Origin of the sequence: Roseiconus nitratireducens (assembly GCF_008629675.1) — a bacterium.
GTDB classification, from domain to species: Bacteria; Planctomycetota; Planctomycetia; order Pirellulales; family Pirellulaceae; genus Stieleria; species Stieleria nitratireducens.
This window is the reverse complement of record NZ_VWOX01000002.1, coordinates 397,780-419,499: the sequence shown is the minus strand read 5'-3', so window position 1 is coordinate 419,499 and position 21,720 is coordinate 397,780. Positions and strand designations below refer to the sequence as shown.

Here is a 21,720-nt window from a genome sequence, read left to right as displayed (position 1 = left end):
GTGGTGCGGAGGTGCTCATTGTGACGGCCTCGCGCGCAGGATGCGAGCGTCCGACGGTGTTTTCCTTTCGCCGACCGTTACCACCACGATCCACTTCCAGCACGGCTTGCCTGAATTCACACTGGCCGAATTTAAACTGACCGGATCTTCCCAGGGTCCATCCTCTCGTCCGATCCCACCCTCCATCCCAAATTCCCATGACGCAGTTGAACAAGTACTCCAGCAAGATCACCCAGCCCAAGAGCCAGGGCGCGTCTCAGGCGATGCTGTACGCCACCGGACTTTCACGCGAGGACATGAACAAGCCGCAGGTCGGGATTGCCAGCGTCTGGTACGAGGGGAACAGCTGCAACATGCACCTGCTGGACTTGGCCGCGGAGGTCAAGAAGGGCGTGACCGACGCGGGAATGGTGGGCATGCGATTCAATACCATCGGAGTCAGCGATGGGATTTCGATGGGCACCGAGGGGATGAGCTTTTCGTTGCAGAGCCGTGACCTGATCGCCGATTCGATCGAAACCATCATGGGCGCGCAGTGGTATGACGGACTGGTGGCGCTGCCCGGATGTGACAAGAACATGCCGGGATGTTTGATCGCGATGGGACGTTTGAATCGACCGGCCTTGATGGTCTACGGTGGAACCATCAAACCGGGGTTCCGCAAAGACGAGAAGCTGGACATCGTCAGCGCGTTTCAGTGTTACGGACAATTCCTGGCGGGTCAGATCAGTGACGAAGAACGTCAGGAGATCGTCGAAAAAAGCTGCCCGGGCGCGGGCGCTTGCGGCGGGATGTACACCGCCAACACCATGGCCACGGCGATCGAGGCGCTGGGGATGTCGCTGCCGTATTCGGCCAGCATTCCTGCCGAAGACCCTGAGAAAAAAGAGGAGTGCCGCCGCGCGGGGGCGGCCATGCTGGAGTTGCTGAAGCTGGACCTCAAGCCGCGGGACATCATGACCCGTGCCGCCTTCGAGAATGCGATGGTCACGGTGATGGCACTGGGCGGCAGCACCAACGCCGTGCTGCACCTGATCGCGATGGCCCGGGCCGTCGACGTGCCGCTGACCATCGACGACTTTCAATCGGTCAGTGATCGCGTACCGTTGCTGGCGGATCTGAAACCCAGCGGCCGTTTCGTGCAGGAAGACCTGCATTCGGTTGGCGGCACTCCGGCCGTGATGAAGTACCTGCTGGAGAAAGGGTTCATGGACGGGAGCTGCATGACGGTGACGGGCAAAACGTTGGCCGAGAACGTGGATTCCCTTCCTGGACTGAAGGAAGGACAAAAGGTGGTCAAGACGGTCGAAGCACCGATCAAACCGACCGGACACATCCGCATTCTCCGCGGCAGCCTGGCACCGGGAGGTGCCGTCGCCAAAATTACCGGCAAAGAAGGATTGAAATTCTCCGGGCCGGCCCGCTGTTTCGACAGCGAAGAGGACATGCTGGCGGCACTGGAACAAAAGAAGATCCAGAAAGGCGATGTCGTCGTCATTCGCTACGAAGGTCCGCAGGGCGGTCCGGGGATGCCAGAGATGTTGACCCCGACCAGCGCGATCATGGGCGCCGGTTTGGGGGCCGATGTGGCGATGATCACCGACGGTCGCTTCAGCGGCGGCAGTCACGGATTCATCGTGGGGCACGTCACCCCGGAAGCCCAACTGGGTGGGCCCATCGGGTTGTTGCAAGACGGTGACGAGGTCACCATCGATGCCGAAAGCAATTCCCTGGATGTCGCTCTGGATCCGGAAGAGCTGGATAAACGCCGAAAGGCTTGGACGGCGCCTCCGCTGAAGGCGACGCGCGGGACGCTGTACAAGTACATCAAGAACGTCAAGACGGCCAGCGAGGGATGCGTCACCGACGAGTGATCTCTCAATCGGACGCGGGAACCGTTACAATGCGGGGAAGACCTTCCAACCTCCCTTCCTCCATCCCGCGCGTTGATTGATGAAAGCTCCCTGCATGATTGCGTTGCTGCTTGGCCTGATTTCCGTCACGGCAGCCGCTGAACCGGCGGACGATTCCGGCAGCGTCGATTCCGAATCGCTTTGGGTCACCTCCATCGTTCCCGGCGGCGGCGACTCGTTCGTCGTGGGCACGGCCACGGGATTGCTTTTGCGCCCCGGTACCGTTTCACGCGTCAAGCTGGCCAATACCGGCCAGCTGGAGAAACTTTACGAGCACCCGGCCGCGGTATGGGACGTTGCCGCGACCGACGATGCGAACACCATTGCCAGCGTTGACTATCGCGGCAATCTGATTGTGTACGACGTGGCGTCCAAGACTCCGACCACGCACGAATCGGTTTTTGAACGGTGGTGCCAAACCCTGGTGATGGGACCGGACGATAAAACCGTCTTGGCCGGTAATGAATCTGGAAAGCTATTCTCCTTCGATCTCGCAAAAGGCGAGTTGGCGAAAACGGTTGAGCTGAGTGAGGCAGCGATCACGGATCTGGCGGTTTCTCCCGACGCGACCAAGGTTGCAGCAACGGACGGAGCCGGAAAGGTTCACCTGTTGAAGTGGCCGGAGTTGGATAGCATCGGCGTCATCAGCATCAGTGATGAAACGGCTTGGTGCTTGTCGTTCACTCAAGACTCCGAATCGCTGGTTGTCGGTTCAGCCGATCGGAACCTGTACCAGGTTCGGGCGGCTCCCGATGCCAAACCAGAGTCGATCGCGCAGGGCACCGACTGGATCACGCGGATTGCAGTGTCGCCCAGCGGCCAGATCGCTGCGTCCGAAGTGAGCGGCAAGATTCACTTCGCCGACGGAAGCAAACTGACCACGATCGGCGCCGAGAGTGGTGTGTGGGCGTTGTGCTTCGGCGGTCCGGGACAGTTGCTTGTGGGAACTCGCAAGAACGGCATCGTGACGGCTGGGCAAAGTTGGACGTGGAATCCGGCCGTGACCACGACGGCGACGCCCGCCGCTGACGAGTCGGCCGAAAAAGATGAGGCGGTTGACGATGCCGGCCAGGAGGAAGCTGCGGCTGCTGAAGTGGAGGAGGAAGCTTCCAAGCCGGATCAGGAATCACCATGACCCCGTCGGATCGGCGTGGCGAACCTCCGATCGAGTCCCCACCGCGCGGAGACCGGAATGGTGACGCCGCCGGATCGGGGCAAACCGATCTGGAATATGTCGTGCGTTTCGGCTCGATGCGGATCTTGGGCGTGATGGGTTCACGGACACCATTTCGTTATGGAGACCAGGTGGTGGTTCGCACCGAGCGTGGAACCGAAATCGGCACGGTGCTTTGCGAAGCCACCCCCGCGGCGGTCGATTCGATGCAGGAGAACTCTGCCGGAAAAATCGTGCGAGCGGTGACGGGCGACGATCAGATCCAATGGGACCACATCGACGCGATGTCACGCGACGATTTGGCCAAGTGTCAGAAATGTGTCGATCGACTTGGCCTGGCCATGGACCTGGTGGACGTCGAACGACTATTGGGGGGAGAACGGATCGTCGTTTACTATGTTGCGGAGGGGCGGGTCGATTTTCGCCAGCTGGTGCGGGACTTAGCCGGCGAATTCCAAACCCGGATCGAGATGCGTCAAATCGGCGTTCGCGATGAAGCGAAGCTGCTGGCGGACTACGGCGATTGCGGCCGTCCGCTGTGCTGTGCGACGTTTTTGAGCAAAATGCCGCCTGTATCGATGAAAATGGCAAAACTCCAGCGGTCGACGCTGGATCCGACCAAAATTTCCGGGCGTTGTGGCCGACTGAAGTGCTGCCTGCGTTACGAATTTGACACTTACCAGGAACTTGCTGACCAATTGCCTCCGGTGGGGGCCGAGGTTTTGACCCGAGATGGGACCGTTGCGGTCTTGGCTCAGGACATTCTTTCGCAACAATTGATGGTACGAACGGAAGACAAGCGGAGGATCCTGATCGCCGCCGACCAGGTCGTGCGGATCACGAAGCATCCTCCTCCGGCCAAGTCTCGATCGCCCAGACGAAAAAATTGAGCTGGCCAGCCCACAGCTTCACTATGATAGAAGAAACGTTTTCGCAAACCTGCCAAACGCCGTATGAGCAATGAACTGATGAACTCGCCCCTTCAAGCGATGCGAAAGCTTTTGAAAGAGGACCCGCGGTACAAGTACGAGGCGTACCAATTCATTCGCGAGGCGCTCCAGTACGCTCACGAACACCTGCCCGAATTGTCTCAGGCGGTGGCGGCCAATGATTCATTCTCCAAACCGCGTCCCAGGCACATTACCGGCCAGCAACTCTGCGAGGCCTGTCGGCATTACGCGATCGACCAATTCGGCTACCTCGCTCGGATGGTGCTCGAAAGCTGGGGCGTTCGATCGACCAGTGACTTTGGCGAGCTGGTTTACAATCTGATTCGGATCGAGCAGATGCGAAAAAGCGATTCCGATCGCCGCGAAGATTTTGACGACGTTTATTCTTTCGATGGCGCATTTGAACCTGATTTTGCGCTGCCCAAGCCCACCGACACGCTGGACATATAGGCCGTTTGCATCCTACCGGCTGTCCCAGTTTGCCGTTCAGCGCCAGCGGATCCGCTTCGCACGTCTTCCCCCAAATCCGCTCGCATGATGATCTCTTTCCGTTCCCGCTCCGTCCGCTGGTATTCAGGCACGCCGGTCGACGGTCGAGCTCGTTTGCTGGTCTCTGTGCTCGGGTTGTTGCTGACCCTGGTCGGGGCCGCTGAGGGGATCGCCCAGCCGGTCGCATCTCCATCAGAACCGGCGGCTGAAGAGGCCGCAAAGGAAGCCGGTTCTGCGTCGCAGTCGAAACCGGTGGAAGAGCCACGGAACAGCTACCTGGGACGCGTCGTCGCCAAGCCGATGAGCCATCTGGGAGCACCGTGGCTGATCCGCCCCGAACGCGATGAAGAAGAGAACGCGTCGGTATCGTTCCAGCAATTGAAACTGACCGACGGCATGGTCGTCTGCGATCTGGGCTGTGGTAACGGGTATTGGACGTTGCCGATGGCACGCAAAGTTGGTGAAGACGGACGCGTTTATGCCGTCGACATTCAACGCGAAATGCTGCAAAAACTTCGCCAGCGAGCCGACCGGTACAACCTGAAGAATATCCAGCCGGTCCTGGGAACCGTGGACGACCCCAAGCTGCCCGAGGACACCTTGGATCTCTTGTTGATGGTGGACGTGTATCACGAGTTCTCTCATCCCCAGTCGATGCTGTGGGAGATCCGTCGTGCACTCAAACCGACGGGGGTAATCGCGCTACTGGAATACCGCGAGGAGGATCCCACCGTTCCGATCAAGCCGCTGCACAAAATGTCCAAGCGGCAAATCATGAAAGAGTACCAGGCCAACGGGTTCAAATTGGTTCGGGAATACAACGAACTGCCCTGGCAACACCTGATGTTCTTCGCGCGAGACGACAGCCCGCTGGAGGAGATTCAGCCCGAACCGACCGACGAAGTCTTGCAGCGTCTGGACGACGGATCGAACCGAGGAAGGTAGGGCATGCTGTGCATGCCCGCGCTGCTGACGCGGTGTGGCTGGCGCCGCTGGGGTGTTTAGGGCAGCGGTTTCCGTCGGCTTATGCCGACGGCAGGGGGCTATCGTCGCTTCGCGACTTGGGCTTCACAACGCTTTGCTGCCCCTCCTTGTCAAAGACGGTCACACTTCGACTCGGAGTCGTCCCGCCGGCCTTCTCGGTCACGTCAGAGTTCGACTTCAACCGGCGTTGTTTTGATGGGGCGTCCGTCCGGGTGCGTAAGCCGAAACTGGAATTGCCAATCCTGGGCCCAAGGCTCTGTCTGGGCATTCTGCAGCACCTTGATCAGGACCGTGTTCTCGCCCGGTAGCAACTGGCATTCTCCAACGTACTGGTCGATTCGGGTGCCAGAGTGATAGACATTGTTGGAAATGACCAACTGACCGTTGACCCACACCTTGTTCGCGGTGATGGATCCCAACCGTGCTTCCGCTTTCAGCGGTAGTTGCTCTCCCTGCACCGTGAGCTTTTGATACGCGTACGCCACCGCATCCTTCTCGTTGGACAGCGGCGCATTCAAGTCCACCATTCCCTGGCTGTCGTCACTGGAAACCTTTTGCCACTGAACGGGACCCCGTTTTCCCTTCTCGGCAGCCGGTTCACCGCCGTTTTGGGGATCGATCGGCGTCCCCAGTTCCAGGTAGCGGTTCTCTGGAACGTAGGCGGTATCAAAATCCTCGCTGTCGGTGTTGTCAAACGGCCCGATCACCAACCAGGATCGCATCATCCCCAGGGTTTCGGCCAGGTCGACGGGAACGTCCAACTGCTCCAACAACTTGGCGGCACGTTCCAGTTGCGCCGGGCTGCGACCGTTTTCGATCGCGGTCGTCGCAAGGGCTTTGGCTTCTTCCGGCCGCTCATCGACCAGTCCGGCGGCTTCGTCCAGCAGGTCCCGAATCCTTAGGTAGCGAACGGGCAACGATGGATCGGTTTGAGCTTCAGCAAGCAATTCGGTACGGAGTGCTGGGTCTTGCTGAGCGAGCAGTTGGAAGGCAACGTAGCGGGCATCCGGATCACCGGAGCGGTCGTCAAAGAATCGTTGCAACGCTTCACGCGGAAAGGGTCCGTTGTCGGCGACGTCGGCCGCCAGCGCTCGCAGCCAATTCTTGCCGCGCGGAGTGGCCTGCCCGAATGCGTTCAGAACCTGAATCACCTGTTCAGAAGGCAGGGATTGAAGGTTTGCCGCGGACTGGGCAGCGGCTCGATCCGAGGCGGCTGTCCCATCCGGTGCTGCGACCGCCTGCAGTTCCGGATTCGGGGCGCGGTCTTCCGCAACAAGTCCGGCCGCGTGCAGGCCACCGGCAAGCAGTGCCCCGAATGCCAGCATTCTTAGTTGAGAGCGGCGGGTATCTCCGATCGCTAATGGCGGACGGGAAGCGTGACGCATGTTCGGTTCCGTGCAAGCTTGATGGTGCCATCGTGTGGATGCGACCAAGGGATCGGTCGCGGCCGGTATGATAGCGGATCATCAAGAGCCCCGTTGCTTAGCCACATCTGGCGAGCGACATCGCCCAAGGCGAGGTCGCCAGGCCGGGCCCCCGTTTCTACATCAAGCCGTCCTTTTCCAGCATATCACGGTATTGATCGCGTTCCCGACGGGTCGCTTCCAAGTCAAACACCAGATACTTCATGTCCAGACGCAGTTGGGACAGAGCTTCTTGCACCAGATTCAGGATGCGGCGGCGGCGGGTGCTGCATTCGATCGCTCGCATCAGTGCCGGTGCCACCGCGTCGCGATAGGTCGCCGGCAAAGCGTCGATCGCGGCATTCAGTTCCCGCAGCTCTTGGGGGACGTCGTCTTTGGCGGTGGGGGTCGATCCGGTCGATGTCTTATGCATGCGCCTGGGCTCCGGGTAGAGAGACAGTGATTGATTGCGTTGCATGCCTCCAATGCATTCTCGATGCCAGCTCCGGCCAGCCGAGCGAATCTGGATGCGTAACGTTCGGTTACCAAACAACTTACGATGATCTGTCGGCCCAGGTTGTCAAAACGCAACGTTGAAGAAAAACAACGTTGATTCACCTTGGCCCGGCAACGTAAATCTTGATACACCAACGTTTTACGCAGGTAGCTGCGGGTTGCGACGGGATGTGGTTTTTTTTCAACATCGTCGCGTCAACCGCACGCTTCATTTCACGAACCCGGCTGGCCATCGGTCGCTCCACCGACACCCGTTTCCCCCGTCGTGCGGCCGATTGTTCGGGCTGTGGAGGTTTAGGTCAATCATCGATGCACAAAACCCGACAGCGAGCCGTCAAACGCCCGTCGGTCGTTCCGGCTCGGCAATCCTTTCCGGCATCGATCGCAGCCGGGCTCGGTGCGACAGTCCGGCAACCAGGTCGCCGAGCAGTCCGACGGTGGATCGCCTTGTGTTTGATCGTCTCGCTCGCATCCTCGGTCATCCACCCAGCCCTGGCCGGCGGGGAGTTGTTTGATTCCCTGGACGCCTATCCGCCGCGCTGGCACCTGGATCGGTCGGATTGTGATGCACGCATCCTGAACCATCGCAATCTGCACAGTGGCGGTGCGGACGGAGGGGCATGTGAGTCGATTGAATTTCACGCCGGTTTGGGAAGCGAGGTGCTGTTTGTCTACAGCATTGAACCGGTGCGACCGACCGACGATCTGGTCGCCAACGTTTCGGTGATGAGCGCCCGCCGCGGGTCCCGCATCGGGCTGCGGGTGCGGTTTCCCTATCTCCGCGATCCTCAAACGCGGCGTCCGGTCTCCGCCATCATTTACGGTGCGACCTATGAGCGTGCCGGAAAGTTCGAGTCGATCGGAATCGGCAGCATCGAACGGCCGTTGCGAATCAAACAGGCCAACCTCCGCGGCGCCCACGGAGCCTCGGCCGACGTGTCGGATCCCTATGTCGATGCCATCGTGATCAACGCCTACAGCGGTCGCGGCGATACGGGAATCCGCGTCGATAGCCTCTCGTTGCGCGGCATGATCCCGATCGGAGACCACGGCCGAGTCGATCCGGTCCCCGGATTGAGTTCCGGTCGGCCTCGACCCGGCGCGTCGGGGGCCATGGTTGCTCGATCTGGTAGCGACCGCGAGAGTGGGACGTCGATGGTGTTGCGTCAGAGCCTAGCCGGTGAACTGGCTGAATCGACCCGAAACTTGCGGCCGGGACCCGCGTTTCCACACGGGCGGGTGATTCGCATTTTGGAGCATCAGGGCGAGCCGTTGAACTGGGTCCGGCGGCTCGGCTTCGATGCCGTTTTGATCGATCAACCGCCGACCGCGGAATTGCTGCGTGAAGCGATTCAATCTCGGGTGTTGGTCTACGCTCCACCGCCAACAGCGCCCGATCCCGAGTTACAGACGTTGCTGGATCCGGTGGTCGCCTGGTACCTGGGAGGCGGTGTCGCCTTGGATAACCAGCGGGTCGAACAGACCGACAAAACGGTGCGTCGGCTGCGACGTCTGCCTGGTGTCTGGCAGCGTCCCATCGTCGTGGCACCGACCGAAAGTTGGCCACAGTATGCGAGTCTGGCCGACGGTGTGGTCACCGATGCGCCGCCGCGCGGTCGCGACCTGTCGGCCAGCGAACAGTCCCTGGCAATCGCCAACAAGATCTCGCAGATTGGGGGCGGACACGACGTCGCCATCGCGATCCAGTCGTCACTGCCCAATCGGTTGACCGAGATGAACCGTGCCATCGAAAACTCGATTGGCGTGGCTCCGGGCGGGATGTATCGCTGGCATTCAATGTGGGCGCAAACGGTCCAAGCCCTGGAGCACGCCCCGCGGGCCTTGCTGTTTCGCTCCAACCGGTCCCTCGTCTCGGGTGACGTCGATTCGCAGCAACGCTCGATGGCACTCAGTTACGTCAATCGGTTTGTGGCCATGATCTCTCCGTGGCTCGCGTCCTCCGAGCCGGTGTCATCGTACACGATTGAAGGTGCCCCCTATCGATGCGGGTGCCTTCGCGCGGATGGAGAAGAATTGCTGCTGATCAGTTCGCAGCAAGCTCGCGGTGACGAAATCCTTGCCGGCGACGGAAAGGTCATCAATGTGTTGCTTCCGCCGGGGCACGAGAACCGGATTGCCTGGCGAATGACGCACTTTTCCGCGCAGCGAGTCGACATTGATTCCACGCCAACCGGAGCCAAGATCCAGATCGTTTCCCCGGACGTCTGCGAGCTGCTGGTGATCAGCGGCGATGCGGGGACGGGCGTGCCGCTGAACCAGTCGGCGCTTCAATTTGCACGGCACGCGTCCGCCGATCGGTGGCAACTGACCAACGAGCGCGTTGCCGCGGTGCGAGCCGCGTGGAGCCAAGCGGTCGGTTCGGGGGCGACGGAATCTCTGGTTCCCGTGGATTTGATGACGGTGGCGGAGCGAACGCTCAGGGATGCCGAACCGGCGTATCGGGCGGGCGATGCGGAAACGACATTGCGACTGTCGAGCCGGGCCGACGCCTGGGGCTTGCGATCCGCCTGGCAACTGACCGAAGCCCTGATGCCGGGAATGCGATCCCGTCCCGGCGAAGCTTACGTCAGCAGCCCACCGATGTCGGCGGGACATCCGCAGTTGCAGATCGGTTGGCAACCGTTGATGGGCGATGAGGGTTGGAGTGAGAACCTGATCGCCGCCGGTGGCCTGGATCGGCCCGAAGACTTGGGCGAGGGACGATGGGAATTTGCCCAAAGACAGGTCGTCCGTTCACGGAGCAGCATCTCCTGGGTTTCCCGGGGCTTCTTCGATGGCCGAGGCGCGGCACGTCTGGTTGCCACGTCGACCACGCCCGAGCCGCTGGGCGGTGGCTACGAAGGAACCGTGGCAGTGCTGTCCAGTCCTCCAGTTTCATTGAAAAAGAATCAGGCGGTTCGGATTGACGCCATGATCCGAACGATTGGGTTTGGAGCGCCACACCAGGGCGTTCTGGTGTACGACAGTTTGGGCGGTCCGGAGATGGGAGTTCTGGTGCGTGGTGCGACCGAGTGGACTCCGGTTCGTCTGTACCGCCAAAGTTTTGGCCAGGAAGACTTGAAGGTGCACTTCGAAATCATCGGCGACGGCGAAGCAATCGTCGACGAAGTGTCGGTCCGAGCCTGGGCCCCCGAACCATTGCCGACGTTACCGCTGCGAAGAATCAGCGAGAATTGGGAGCGATGAGCATTGAGAGACGTTCCCCTCGCTGACGCTCGACCCGCCTTGGAAAGCAGAGTGAAGCACAGTCTCGAAGGGACGACAGCACCCGGCCGTCGGCGGAAGCCGACGGGAATGGCTGCCCAACACACCCTCAGCCGCGAAGCGGCGCCAGCAACATCGGTAGCGAGAAAACAGCCATACCTCTCGCCAGGGCAACCACGGTTCCAGCAAGCGGCCGGTCCCTATCCGTCGGTTGCCCGTTTGCGGAAGTAAGCCTCGATCGCGTCGCGATAGTGGGTCGGCAGGTCACGGCTGATTTTTTGCAGCGCTTCTTTGCGTTCTGCGGGAGGCAAGTTGCCCCACTTGTCGTCGGTTTCTTGTTCCTTCTTGTCGACGTTCCCCGCCCCGCTTCCGCCGGCGATCTGGCTGTCCTGCATCGGTGACGCTTGAGCACCACCCGAGGAACCTTGCCCGCTGCCGCCGGATTGTTGTTGCTGCTGCTGTTGCTGTTGTTGCTCTTCGAGCTTGTCGATCAGCTTGCTCAGCTTGTCGATGATCTTTTGCTCTTGGCCCTCGACCTTCTCGCCACTCCGTCCCAGGTCCAACCGTCGCGAAACGTCGGTCATCAGACGGGAGATTTCATCGAGCGAATCTTCCTTCAACGGTTTGATGTCGGCGATCATCAACTTGGCCAACCGGGCGAACCGTTCCGGGCTGTCTTCCTCATTCTCGAGCAACAGCCTGAGATCCGCGAGCGCCTCCTTTTTCATCAGCAAGGCGTGGTAACAGGCCCCGCGGTAGAACAGTGAGCTTGCCGGATCGATGGAAGCGACCGGATCGACTTCGGCGATCACAGGCATGGCTTCGTCGTAGAGTCGTTGTCGTACCAACCTGCGACCCAACCAAGTTCGCACCGTCATACGAATCGGCTTCGGAAGCGATTCGATTTCTGCGTATTCGGCTGCCGAGGGATCGATGCTGACCGCCGCGGCGACCGGATCTTTTTCCGCGAGTGCCACCAACTGCTCGACCGAATCGGTCAGTGACGCGACCGCCGTGACGAACGCGTCGATGGCGTCACGCGATTGGGTTTGCAGATCTCCCTGAAATTTCTCCGTCGCCTGGTCAATCAGACTCGGACCGGCGCCGTACTCGTCCAGGGAACTTCGCAGCACCGTGGACATTTGGTCGGAACTGAGAGCGTCCCACTTGCTTTCCCGCTGGAGCGACTGATCCGCACGGGCGACGACCCCGATCGATAAGAGCCCGATCGAGAGCAAGGGAATCAAACTGGCCGCATCGTGTCGCCGAAGGGTAGATCGAAAACGATTCACAACGTTCCGCCTCATTTTGAGTCATCGGTCGGATGCGTTGGTCCTGTCACGCGTCGTCCGCGGGTTCAGGACCCACCGCCGCCGGTCATTGGTTCCGCCGCATCACCAAGTCGCGTGTTATTTTGTACAACCGCGATTGACGCTCGGACAAGTTCTTTAGCAGCGGAAGCAACTCCTGTGCCGAACCCTCATCCGATTGTAGCAGTCCCGAATAACGCTGTGTCGTCGATTTGATTCGGGTTTCCATCGTTCGGATCAGTTTCAGTTCTGCGATCGCGTCCACCAGCGGCTGTTCACCAGGCTCGCCGGGTTGTTGCGGCGGGGTTTCTCCCTGTTGCTTTTGTTTTTCCAGGTCCCGCTGCGCTTGCTGCAAAGCCTGGATCATTTCTTCGATCGCGGCCAGGACATCTTGTTGAATGCCTTGAGTGACGGCATCGATTTGTGATTTGCCCAAACGTTGTGCAATCCGATCGCTATCGTCACGGATCTGCGCGACGACTTCGGGAAAGGCCACGCTGGAGCCCTCTTCACGGAGCAGCAGCATGGCCCGATCCGCTTCGACGGTCACTTTTTTCTGTTCGAATGAAAGGTCACCGGCTTTCAGATCGGTTTGCCGATTGCGTTGCGATTTCGGGGTTGCCGACAGCGAGGCGGTGTCATCGAGGATTTTCGACTGCATCGCCGCCATTTTCTTAAGACGACTTTCCAGCCGGGCAAGTTCCCGCTGCATTTCTTCTTCGCGAAGCTGACGCAGGATCTGCTCCAACTCGTCGATCGCTTTCCGCAGGTTTTCCTCGGCGGCCAGTTGCTGATCGACTGCATCTTTCCGTTTGGAGTCCTCCAGTTCCTGCTCCGCCTGACGCATCCGTTCGACCGCCTTTTGCAGCTGCTGTTCGGCCTGCTGCTGGGGGGTGGGCGGAGGCGTCGGGGACTGCTGGCTCGAGTCCTGCCCCGATTGCCCCTGTTGGCTGGGTTGCGATTCGCTGGGCTGTGATTCGCTGGGCTGCGATTCGGACGGGCTCGGTTGACCCTGCTGGGATGGTTGGGATTCACCAGACTGGGAATCCGACGGGGTGGACTCCTGCGATTGATCCGAGCCGTTGGGGGATTCTTGGCCGGCAGGCTGTCCGGAGGGATCTTGCTCGGACGGTTTGCCGGCATCGCTGTCGTCGGAATTCTTTTCTGGCCGATCTTCTTTCCCGCCGGACTCTTTTGGCTCGCCCGATTCATCCGAGTCGCCGGATTCATTCGCTTCGCCTGGGGGCTGATCGCTTGCCGGATCGGCATTCCCGGTTTGTGGTTCGTCGGACGACTGCTGGTCGGACGCGTCCGAGTTCCCCTCTGCCTCTCCTTCCTGCTCTTCACCGAGTTCGTCTTGCAGTTTCTGGCCCCGCTCGGCAAGAGCCGCCTGCTCCGCTTTCAGACGCTCCAATTCTGACCCGTTTTCGGTCCGCGCGCGAGTGCTCCGCTGTGAACGCTCGATGCGCTTCAGATCCTTGATCATCTCAGCGACGCGTTTCTTTTCGTCGCGAATTCGGTTCGCGCGGTCCTCACTGGTCAGCAACTTCAGGATTTCCGCCAAGCCCTTTTGCGCCGAATCTTGGTTGGAAACCGCGTCGGCGAACTTTTCATCCCGCAGTGCTTCGGATGCGTTGCGCAATTGCTGCAAAACAAACTTGTCGCGTGACTGTTTTGCGGCCCGACGCAGCAATGCGGACCGCTCCGGGTTTTCTGCCGCCTCCATGTCGGCCAAACGGAGCAACAGTTCTTCCAGGCGCTCGTATCGCTCGGCCACCCCCGACTGGCGAAGCAGCAGGTCCGACTCCTGGGCGGGGCTGGGCGTCTCCTGGCCAATGCCGCGCGAAGGGAGCAGCGGCAAGCAGAGGATCATCAGGCCGATTCCCCACTTCAGTCCTCTGGCCCGGAAAATTCGAAACCGCGGGCGGTCACAGCAGATGGGATGAGCGGGGTTCATGGTTGATCGAACCTGTTAGTCGTTGAACAAATCCAACACTCGCTTTTTACGTTCTTTCTGAGTGTCTTCTTTCAGTTTTTCCTGGTCGTCGATTAAACCGCGGACCAGATCCAGGATTTCGTTGTAGCTTTCCAGATCCAGCATTTTTTCCAAAACCGCGGTGAGATCCAACAGGATTTTGTCGGCCGTTTGCAAAGCGGCCTCGGTCCGTTGCATCGCGAGTTCCGGCTGGTCGACGGCCGATTCGATTTCGGCAATCTGCTGCCCCAACTGTTCCATGGACACGTCGGCAATCCGTCGAAGCGGGTCTCGAACCCCCGATCCCAGACGTTCCTGCCGGTCCGCCGAATCGACGCGGTTGTTGACCATCTCCTGCAAAATGTCATCAAGGGACTCCGCGATTCCGGTCAATTCCTCCTTCGCCTTGCTGGCTTGCAGACGACTCTGTTGGACGCGCAGCCGCAGAATCTGCAGTTCCCGCTGCCGCACGTCCTGGTCGCTCTCGGACGACGCCTCGGGATTGTTCGGTGGGGAAACTTCAAAACGTTCCGCTCGGAATCGCGCCAATTGGTCGCGCAACCCCTGAGCCTCGGTCACGGTTTGCTCCAACCGCGTTCTCAATCCTAGCTCGCGTCGCTCCAGCAGACTCAACAGTTCTTCTGGCGTCACCACTTGCAAACGGTACAGTTCGCTGGAAGTCAGATGCTGTCCATCCAGATTGTATCCATCTCGGGCTTCTGCGTAGACACTGATTGCTCCACCGGGTTCGATCGGTTGCAGGCTTCCGTCGTTGACCAATTCCCGCAAATCGACAACGGTCGATGCATTCCCCTCGCGGTCCGGCCGGAGCGAGACCGCAAGTGTGGTTTGCTCGGCGGAGGCGTCTTCGACGTTTTGCGCCGTCGCGTCGTCATCCTCCGTGGAGCCGTCCTCCGGACCCGCCGCGGGTTCGTTTTCGTCGGTGGAGTGCTTGGGAGCCACAAAAGCCTGCAAAGATTCGACGCCGTAGTCGTCGCTGACGCGACACTCGATCGGCAATCTGGCGATCGGCGTGACGGCCGACTGAATGCCCTTGAGCGCCAGTTCCACCGTGGGGGGCTCGTCCATCACCGCTCCCAGAAAGTACCGAAACGGGGCTTGGGCACTGATACCCGTCTGGTCGGCCGGGACCAGCTTGACCGCGGTCGGTTGATCGAAATCCTTTAGTGACACCGTCACGACGCGTCGATCGGAGGAGAACGTCAGGTCTTGCGCCGGCCGCTCGACTCCCGCCGCCTCCAGAACCACATCGACTTCGCCCAACGGTTCACTCGAAACCGCCTGCAACAAGACGTCGCTTCCCTCGCTGACCCGCAGTCCGGCCTGGTAGGGGGTCTCGAAGTCAAAGGTATTTGAGTCTTCCGTGGATGCGACCGATTGCAGGTATTTTGGGTACCGTATTTTGACGTCCATCTGGGTGATGACCGGCGGCGGAACCGCCTCGATCCGAAAGTCGGTCAAACGGTCGTCCAACCCTTGCACGGAAAACTCGAATGAATCGCTCAAATTGCTCAACGGCGCCCCATCCAGAATGAAGGCCTGGTAGCCATCGCGCTGGCGACCGACCCGCCGCATGTTGGACTGTCCGCGTGTTCCGTCTTCGCTCCGATAGTAAACCGTGCACAGCGACGGTACTTCGGCGTCATCGGCGACGGCTCGGATCCGCAGGACGCCGCTGCTGCCCTTGGGCAACCGCATCACCCCGTCGACGAACTCGATTCGTTCCGGATCCATTTCCTGGGATCCGGACGCCGTGACGATTGGCAGATCCACACCGACCATTTCAAGCTTTGCCCGCCTTGGCCAACGCGCATCGGAAAGCAACGAAAGCCGGCCCGCCGCGCGGGCGAATCCCTGTGGGCTGATGGCCGCAAAGACGATCGCCAACAGCAGCAAGGGACCTGCGACCAGGGCCTTGCGAAACAACGGTTGGTGTCGAAACACGCGCCCCGGATCAACCTCGCCAATCCGATCCGACGCTTGGCGGTGCACCATCTGCAACAGGTCCGGCGAATGGGCGTCGCCGTGACGACCGGGCTGATTCAATTGGACCGCCGTCACCAACCTGCCACCCAACTGCGGATGATGGCGTTCAATCAACAACGCCAGGCTGTCGTCGGGAAGGGGGCGCCGGAGTCTGGCGACCAACAGTCGCACCGCGATCGCCGCCACGGCGGCGACGACGATGCCAAGCAAGATCGCTCTGGCCAGCCGAGGCATCTCGCTGCCACCGAGCAACACCGGCAGGTAATCGATCAGGTATCCGACCCAGAAGCCGATCAGAATGACCGCCACGATCGCCAACAGCGAATCCACGACGACGTACCGCCGGACACGCCCGCGAAGCGACTGGAGCAGCGATTGCAGTTGAGGATCAAGCATCGAGTCAGGAGGGTCGAGTGATGGAAATCGAAGGAGGCATCAGGGGGACGCGAAAACGTTCTGTCAATTGCAATCGATCCGGGGGGCTCCAGTCAGGCGGTCAGGCCAGGCGGTGCAAGCGGCGAACAACCCACTCCATCGTCAGCGCGCTTGCGATCAGCCACAGCAACACGGCATTGCGACGCTGGGCAAACAATTTATCCGGCGTTCCCGGCAGGACGGTCAGTTGTGGCTGCGGCCGAATCGTGTTGTGCATCGCGGCCGCCAGGGCGGTGTTCGTCACGTCCGGATCGACTTTCCAATACGTTCCACCGGTCGTCTTGGCCAAATCCGCCAATTCGTCATCGTTGCGCCGCGGACGTTCCAGTTCGATCGTCGGCAGTCGTACCTGCACGTTCTGACGAAACAGTTGTTCGCCCAAGGCGTCACCCAACGTCAGACGAAGTTCGTGATTGCCGGCTTGTCGGACGACGAATCGGCCGCTGTACGTTCCGGGCCGCGATTCGCCTTCCAGCGGCGTCAAGCGGACATCGATGATTCGGCCGTCAGGCGTCAGCAGCTTGGCCATGACTTCCGGAACGTTCAACGGTTCGAACTGTTCATCGGTCAACACGGCACGCACCGTAATCGTGTCACCAACCATTGCCCGCGGATTGTCGACCAGCAGCACACCCCGATTGCTGTCGCGCAGCAGTCGTCCCTCGGAAACCCAGCGGATCAGCTTTGTGTAGTAGCTGTCGAAGTAGGCCACGCTCTCCCGTCGCATCCGCCACATTTCGCCGCTGCCTTGGAAATAAACCCTTCCGGCACCATAGAACTGGCTGGCCAGGTAGACGGGCAACGTGTCTCCGATCTGGGTGGTCGGATCGGAAAAGTATGCATAGACCTTGGAAATTGGTTTGGCCGCTTTGACACCCACGTAGTCGTAAACCCCGCCGAAGCTCTCCCAGGCTTCAAAGCTGCTCGCGGGATCATCAGTGACCCACAAGAATTCCGCCCGCCGGGCCTCCGGCGTGAATTCCAGCGGCCACGCCGTTTCGCCGCCCTCACGGCCGGATCCCATCAACAATCCCCGACTGGAAAAAGTCACCGGAAAGAAACCGGCGATCCGCGCGACCCGTGGGTCGGTGCGCAGCCGCAGCCATTGCGGGTGATAAACCGGACCGCCGATGATCACCAAACCGCCCGCTTGCGACGCCAGCCAACGATCCAGCATGTCCAGCGACTCTGCCGGAATGGCCGTCCAGTCCGGATCAAACATCACGATCGCGTCGTATTCAAAAAGTTCCGCGGCGGTGGAAGGGAATTCGTTCAGCAGCGTGTCGGCATCCTGGCTCATTCCCTCCTGGCCCGATTGCAGCCATGTATCCAGCCGGATGGAGTTTTCGCGATACAGCAGGTTGCGGACGAAGCGGTATTCGCGGGTCGGCCCGCCCGCGACGGTTAGCACACGCAGTTTCCGCGCGACGACTTCGTACCGTGCGTCGCGAACGTTGTCTTTGTCGTTTTGGTCCTGTTGGGGTGGAATCACGCGGATTGCCAGGCGTCGGCGGCCCACCGACTCCGGTTCCAGCTCAAATTTGGCTCCCGCCAAGGTCCCGTCACCGGGGATGGTGATGGTTTGCGAGTCGATCACTTCAACGGGCAGATCATTCCCGCCGTCCTGGGGTGTGCCGGACGCGGTCGAATCCAAACCGTCCAGCAGTTCAATCGTCACTTCCAATTCCTTGCTGCCGGTCGCCTGCAGGACCGCCGAAATCGCGAACTTGTCGTTCGGGTACACGCGTCGCGGAACGTCCAAGTCGACCACGCGAACATTGACCGGCGGTTGGCTGCTGCCCAACCCGACCGGGTAAACCGAAACCTCGCTGCGTCGCGCCGTGGCCATGGCCGCCGCCACGTTTTCGCCCCCGTTGTTTTGGCCGTCGCTTAACAGAACCACGCCGGCCAGGGTGGTCGGGTCGTGGCTGGCAAGCACTCCGCTGATCGCATCACCGATACGACTCTGCGCGGCCGATGCCGCGATTGCTTCATTCCAGTCGATCACACGAATCGGCTTTTGGTCCGCTTCGTCCGGGTCTTGCCGCACGTCGTCTTCGTCGCCCGAACTCTCAGCCCCTTCGATCCCGATCAACTGCGCAAATGACATCTCGGGATCGGCGCAGTAGGCGCTGCCAGCAACGATGATTCCGAGAACCAACGTGACCGCGGTCGTGACCAACAACCAGCCGACACGCGGCGAGGAACTTTGGTCACCGATGACCGCTGGTCCAAAACCGGCGATCAGCAGTGAGGAAAGGGACAGGGCGATGGCGACGCCGATCAAGATCAGGCCGGCGATGGCAACCAAAGACAGTGAACCGGCTGCCGGAGCGCTCTCGACCGAATCCGCATCTTGATTTCCATCACCCATCGGCCCGACATTGGTGTGCGATTCCAACAGCACCGGTTCCGCGGTGTCGCCGAAGGCATACACGCTGACACGGTGTTCCTTGCCGAACTGTTCCAACAGGTCCGTCTCACCCAGCAGCGCCGCGGCCCGCTCGGCACGGCTTTCGCCGGTGATCTGGTCGGATTCCGCCAGCGACATGCTCTGGCTGGTATCGACCAGCACGACGACTTCGCTGGGACGCGTGATCTCCCGCTGGGTGCGGCGTTGAAAATCAAAGAAAAAGAACACCAGTGCCGCCACCGAAGCTAGCCGCAAGAAGATCAGGGTGATCCGAATCGGGCGGGATAGCTCGGCCGTATCGCGTCGGTAAAAGCGAACGCATCCGAAGACGATCAACGCCAACGAAGCGATCAACAACGCCCACCACCACCAGCCTTCGATCGAAGCGGCGCGAGCAAATTCATAAATCGTTTGACGCGATGCCATCGCGTCTGGGGCCGTCGGTTCCATCACGCCTTTCCTCCCGCCGAAGTCGTCGAACCGGCATCGAGCCCGAAGGCTGGACGACGTCCACCGAGATGTCCTAGTTCGGCCGGCGAACGCGTCTCGCCGGAACTGTGATAGCTGGCCCAGTAGGCCAACGCCTGTTCGGCAGCCAACAACAGTCCCAAGATCGCCAACAACATGAGCGCGATGCTGGAGCTGCCGGCCAACTGGGTTTGTTGGTTCCAGTCATCGCTGGAGACGAATTCCACTTCCAACGGCAACAAGGCACGCTGAATCTCCGCTGCATCCGCTCGCTGCAAATCGCCTTCTCCGTTTTCGATGACGGTCGCGGTCGGAATCACCTTGCCACCGCCCTCGGCACGCAGCAGCCCCCACTCGGTGACGCCAGGTTGAAGCAGGTCATCGACGTTGGACTGGCCGGCGATCAGCCACTCGACCGGATCCAGAATGATCGAAGCCGTCTGGGAAGCTGAATCGGAGTCGTCCGATTCGGCGGTCATCTCGATGGTCACCCGCGGAGGCGATTGAACGGGTGTCAACAATTTGACCTCCGGAAAAAACTCTCGCAGGGAGAACCGCTGCTCCAACGGGCTATCGACCGTTCGGGACGTCGCCGCGGCGGCGCCGCTCCAAAGTCGGGCGTTGGCGAGCAACATGAACGGCACGAATGTTGGATCTCCGGCCCAGTTGGTCCAGGCCGGGTCCAACCCGGTCAGAACGGTGACGACGGTTCCCGCCCCTGAGGTGTGTTCGGTCACCAGCGGCCGGCCGTCACGGCGGCGCAGGACACTGCGAAATCGAACTTGATCACTGGGATTCGCGTTGGGCCCGTCTGGCGGCGATCCGACTGTCGTTCCGGATTCGTCTTCGGAAAAGATCCAGGACTTGGCCAATCCGACCATCGCCAACACGGAATCCCCCGCCCCTCGGAGCGGGTCGATCAGGGTGTCCTGATCGGCAAAGGCCAGGTCACCGGCGTCGGCGGCGCCACCAGATTCCAACGGTGTGATGGACTCCAGCAGCGCCGGAAGTAGTTGACGTTGTTGAGAGAGCAGCACGCTGTTGTAACGTTGCGGCTGAACCTGATCCCCGAGGAACCACGCCAGCCCGCCGCCGGCCCGGACGTATTCCTGGAGCACCGCTGCGGAGGTTTCGCTGATCTCGGGCAAGTTGATCAAGTAGATCGCCCGATAGGGGGTCAACGTTTCGATTGTCGCCTGACGCAGGAAGCCCGGTGGTTTCAAATCCGGGACGGCACCGATGCGAACTTGGCTGCCCGGATCCAGCACGGCGGCGATGGTCGACGCGCCCGACTGATCGGGATCGGAATCGATCACCAGCACCCGTTCGACATCGGACAGGGGCAACGTACAGACGCGCGTGTTGTCGATGGACATCGCATCGGGCGGCAGCTCCACTTCGATCGCGTGGGTTCCCGTTTGATTGACAAAGACCTGAAAGGACTTTGTGATCTCGGCCCCCGGCGCCAATGACTCGATGACCATGCCCGGCAGATTCTCGATCACGCCGCTGACTCGGCGAGACGGATCGACCGACGAAACGGTTTCGTCGTAGCGGATCACTCGGCAGGCCATCGTGACGTTCTCCGCCGGGACCTGACCGTAATTCTTGATGCTGACGCGGACGACCACCGGGACGCCGGCGACCCACACGTCACGGACCGGGGCAAGTGCCGTGATGGCCAGATTGGCTTCCGGACGCGCCGCGCAATCGATCATTCGAATCTCAACGTCGTCGCCGGCAAACCGTCGCATCGATTCGGCCAGACGTTCCGAGGACTCCCAGTCTCGCTGACGAAAGTCGCTGGCAATGTAAAGCTTTTGTTCGTCGGCCGAGCTTGCCTCGGCCAACTCCGCTGCCAAATCCAAGGCCGAAACGAGGTCGGTGCGGATCGGCGATGCGTCCGTCGACATCACCCGCGCGATCAGTCCGGCGTCACTGTTGACCGTTCGCGCCGACAAGTCGGCGGCAGCGTCACCGGAATCGCTGCCGCCCCGCATCGCCAAGGCAGCGCGGCTGGCGCGCATCACGGTCAACTGGTGATTGCCTTCATCTCCGGCCAACTGCCGGGTCAGCTGCTGAAGCGCCAACCGGGCTCTGCCGTAGGCGGTGATTTCGCCGCTGCCGCTCTGGTCGCCCATCGAATAGCTGTCGTCCAAGACAACAATGTGGTGGGTCGTTTGGCCGCCGAGAACGCTTAGCAATCGCCGCCCGCCGGTCCAGCCGCACAGCAGGGCGACCAACAAGAACGCAACGGCCAGGCGAGCCAGCAGCAACAGCAATTGTCGCATCCGCAGCCACTTTTTCTGCTTGCGATAACTGGCAAGCAAGAACTCCATGGCCGCCCAGCGTTGCCGCCGATGCCGGAGCATGTTGATCAGGTGCACCAATAGCGGGACGGCCACGAAGGCGAATCCGGCAAGCAGAGCGGGGTACAAAAACATGATCGGGTGGCCTC

The 21,720-nt window shown here is 60.7% G+C and carries 13 protein-coding genes; 6 read left to right on the top strand and 7 right to left on the bottom strand.

Annotated features, from left to right (window positions below; genetic code table 11):
- The first annotated feature begins 197 nt into the window (after nt 1-197).
- The 5 genes from ilvD (at nt 198) to FYK55_RS04165 (ending at nt 5,471) form a co-directional block, all read left to right on the top strand.
- The gene (gene ilvD, locus FYK55_RS04185) at nt 198-1,874 is read left to right on the top strand and encodes a dihydroxy-acid dehydratase (RefSeq protein WP_150075107.1); all 1,677 of its coding nucleotides are present in this window, start codon (nt 198-200) and stop codon (nt 1,872-1,874) included.
- A 79-nt stretch (nt 1,875-1,953) separates the two neighbouring features.
- A complete protein-coding gene (locus FYK55_RS04180) occupies nt 1,954-3,048 on the top strand; it encodes a WD40 repeat domain-containing protein (protein WP_150075106.1) in 1,095 nt (364 codons plus the stop codon).
- Nucleotides 3,045-3,977 (top strand): PSP1 domain-containing protein, encoded by a 933-nt coding sequence (locus FYK55_RS04175; RefSeq protein ID WP_235908407.1) that lies wholly within the window; start codon nt 3,045-3,047, stop codon nt 3,975-3,977. Before FYK55_RS04180 ends, FYK55_RS04175 begins: the two co-directional genes overlap by 4 nt.
- Nucleotides 3,978-4,055: 78 nt before the next feature.
- The gene (locus FYK55_RS04170; RefSeq protein WP_150075105.1) at nt 4,056-4,487 is read left to right on the top strand and encodes a Minf_1886 family protein; all 432 of its coding nucleotides are present in this window, start codon (nt 4,056-4,058) and stop codon (nt 4,485-4,487) included.
- 84 nt (nt 4,488-4,571) lie between these two features.
- A complete protein-coding gene (locus tag FYK55_RS04165) occupies nt 4,572-5,471 on the top strand; it encodes a class I SAM-dependent methyltransferase (protein WP_235908406.1) in 900 nt (299 codons plus the stop codon).
- A 203-nt stretch (nt 5,472-5,674) separates the two neighbouring features.
- Here FYK55_RS04165 and FYK55_RS04160 read toward each other — a convergent pair whose 3' ends face one another.
- A complete protein-coding gene (locus FYK55_RS04160; protein WP_150075104.1) occupies nt 5,675-6,895 on the bottom strand; it encodes a hypothetical protein in 1,221 nt (406 codons plus the stop codon).
- Between the two features lie 157 nt (nt 6,896-7,052).
- A complete protein-coding gene (locus FYK55_RS04155; RefSeq protein ID WP_150075103.1) occupies nt 7,053-7,346 on the bottom strand; it encodes a transcriptional regulator in 294 nt (97 codons plus the stop codon).
- 530 nt (nt 7,347-7,876) lie between these two features.
- Between FYK55_RS04155 and FYK55_RS04150 the strand changes: the two genes are divergently transcribed.
- A complete protein-coding gene (locus FYK55_RS04150; RefSeq protein ID WP_161604297.1) occupies nt 7,877-10,636 on the top strand; it encodes a hypothetical protein in 2,760 nt (919 codons plus the stop codon).
- 218 nt (nt 10,637-10,854) lie between these two features.
- Here FYK55_RS04150 and FYK55_RS04145 read toward each other — a convergent pair whose 3' ends face one another.
- From FYK55_RS04145 to FYK55_RS04125, 5 genes are all read right to left on the bottom strand, one after another.
- A complete protein-coding gene (locus tag FYK55_RS04145; RefSeq protein ID WP_161604296.1) occupies nt 10,855-11,901 on the bottom strand; it encodes a hypothetical protein in 1,047 nt (348 codons plus the stop codon).
- Between the two features lie 130 nt (nt 11,902-12,031).
- Entirely contained in the window at nt 12,032-13,921 is a 1,890-nt protein-coding gene (locus FYK55_RS04140; RefSeq protein WP_235908405.1) for a hypothetical protein, read from the bottom strand.
- Between the two features lie 15 nt (nt 13,922-13,936).
- Complete coding sequence (locus FYK55_RS04135) at nt 13,937-16,342, bottom strand: polyketide synthase (RefSeq protein ID WP_150075100.1); 2,406 nt, start codon at nt 16,340-16,342, stop codon at nt 13,937-13,939.
- 100 nt (nt 16,343-16,442) lie between these two features.
- Complete coding sequence (locus FYK55_RS04130; protein WP_235908404.1) at nt 16,443-19,244, bottom strand: VWA domain-containing protein; 2,802 nt, start codon at nt 19,242-19,244, stop codon at nt 16,443-16,445.
- Nucleotides 19,244-21,706, bottom strand: a complete 2,463-nt coding sequence (locus FYK55_RS04125; RefSeq protein WP_150075099.1) for a BatA domain-containing protein — start codon at nt 21,704-21,706, stop codon at nt 19,244-19,246. Before FYK55_RS04125 ends, FYK55_RS04130 begins: the two co-directional genes overlap by 1 nt.
- Nucleotides 21,707-21,720 lie beyond the last annotated feature (14 nt).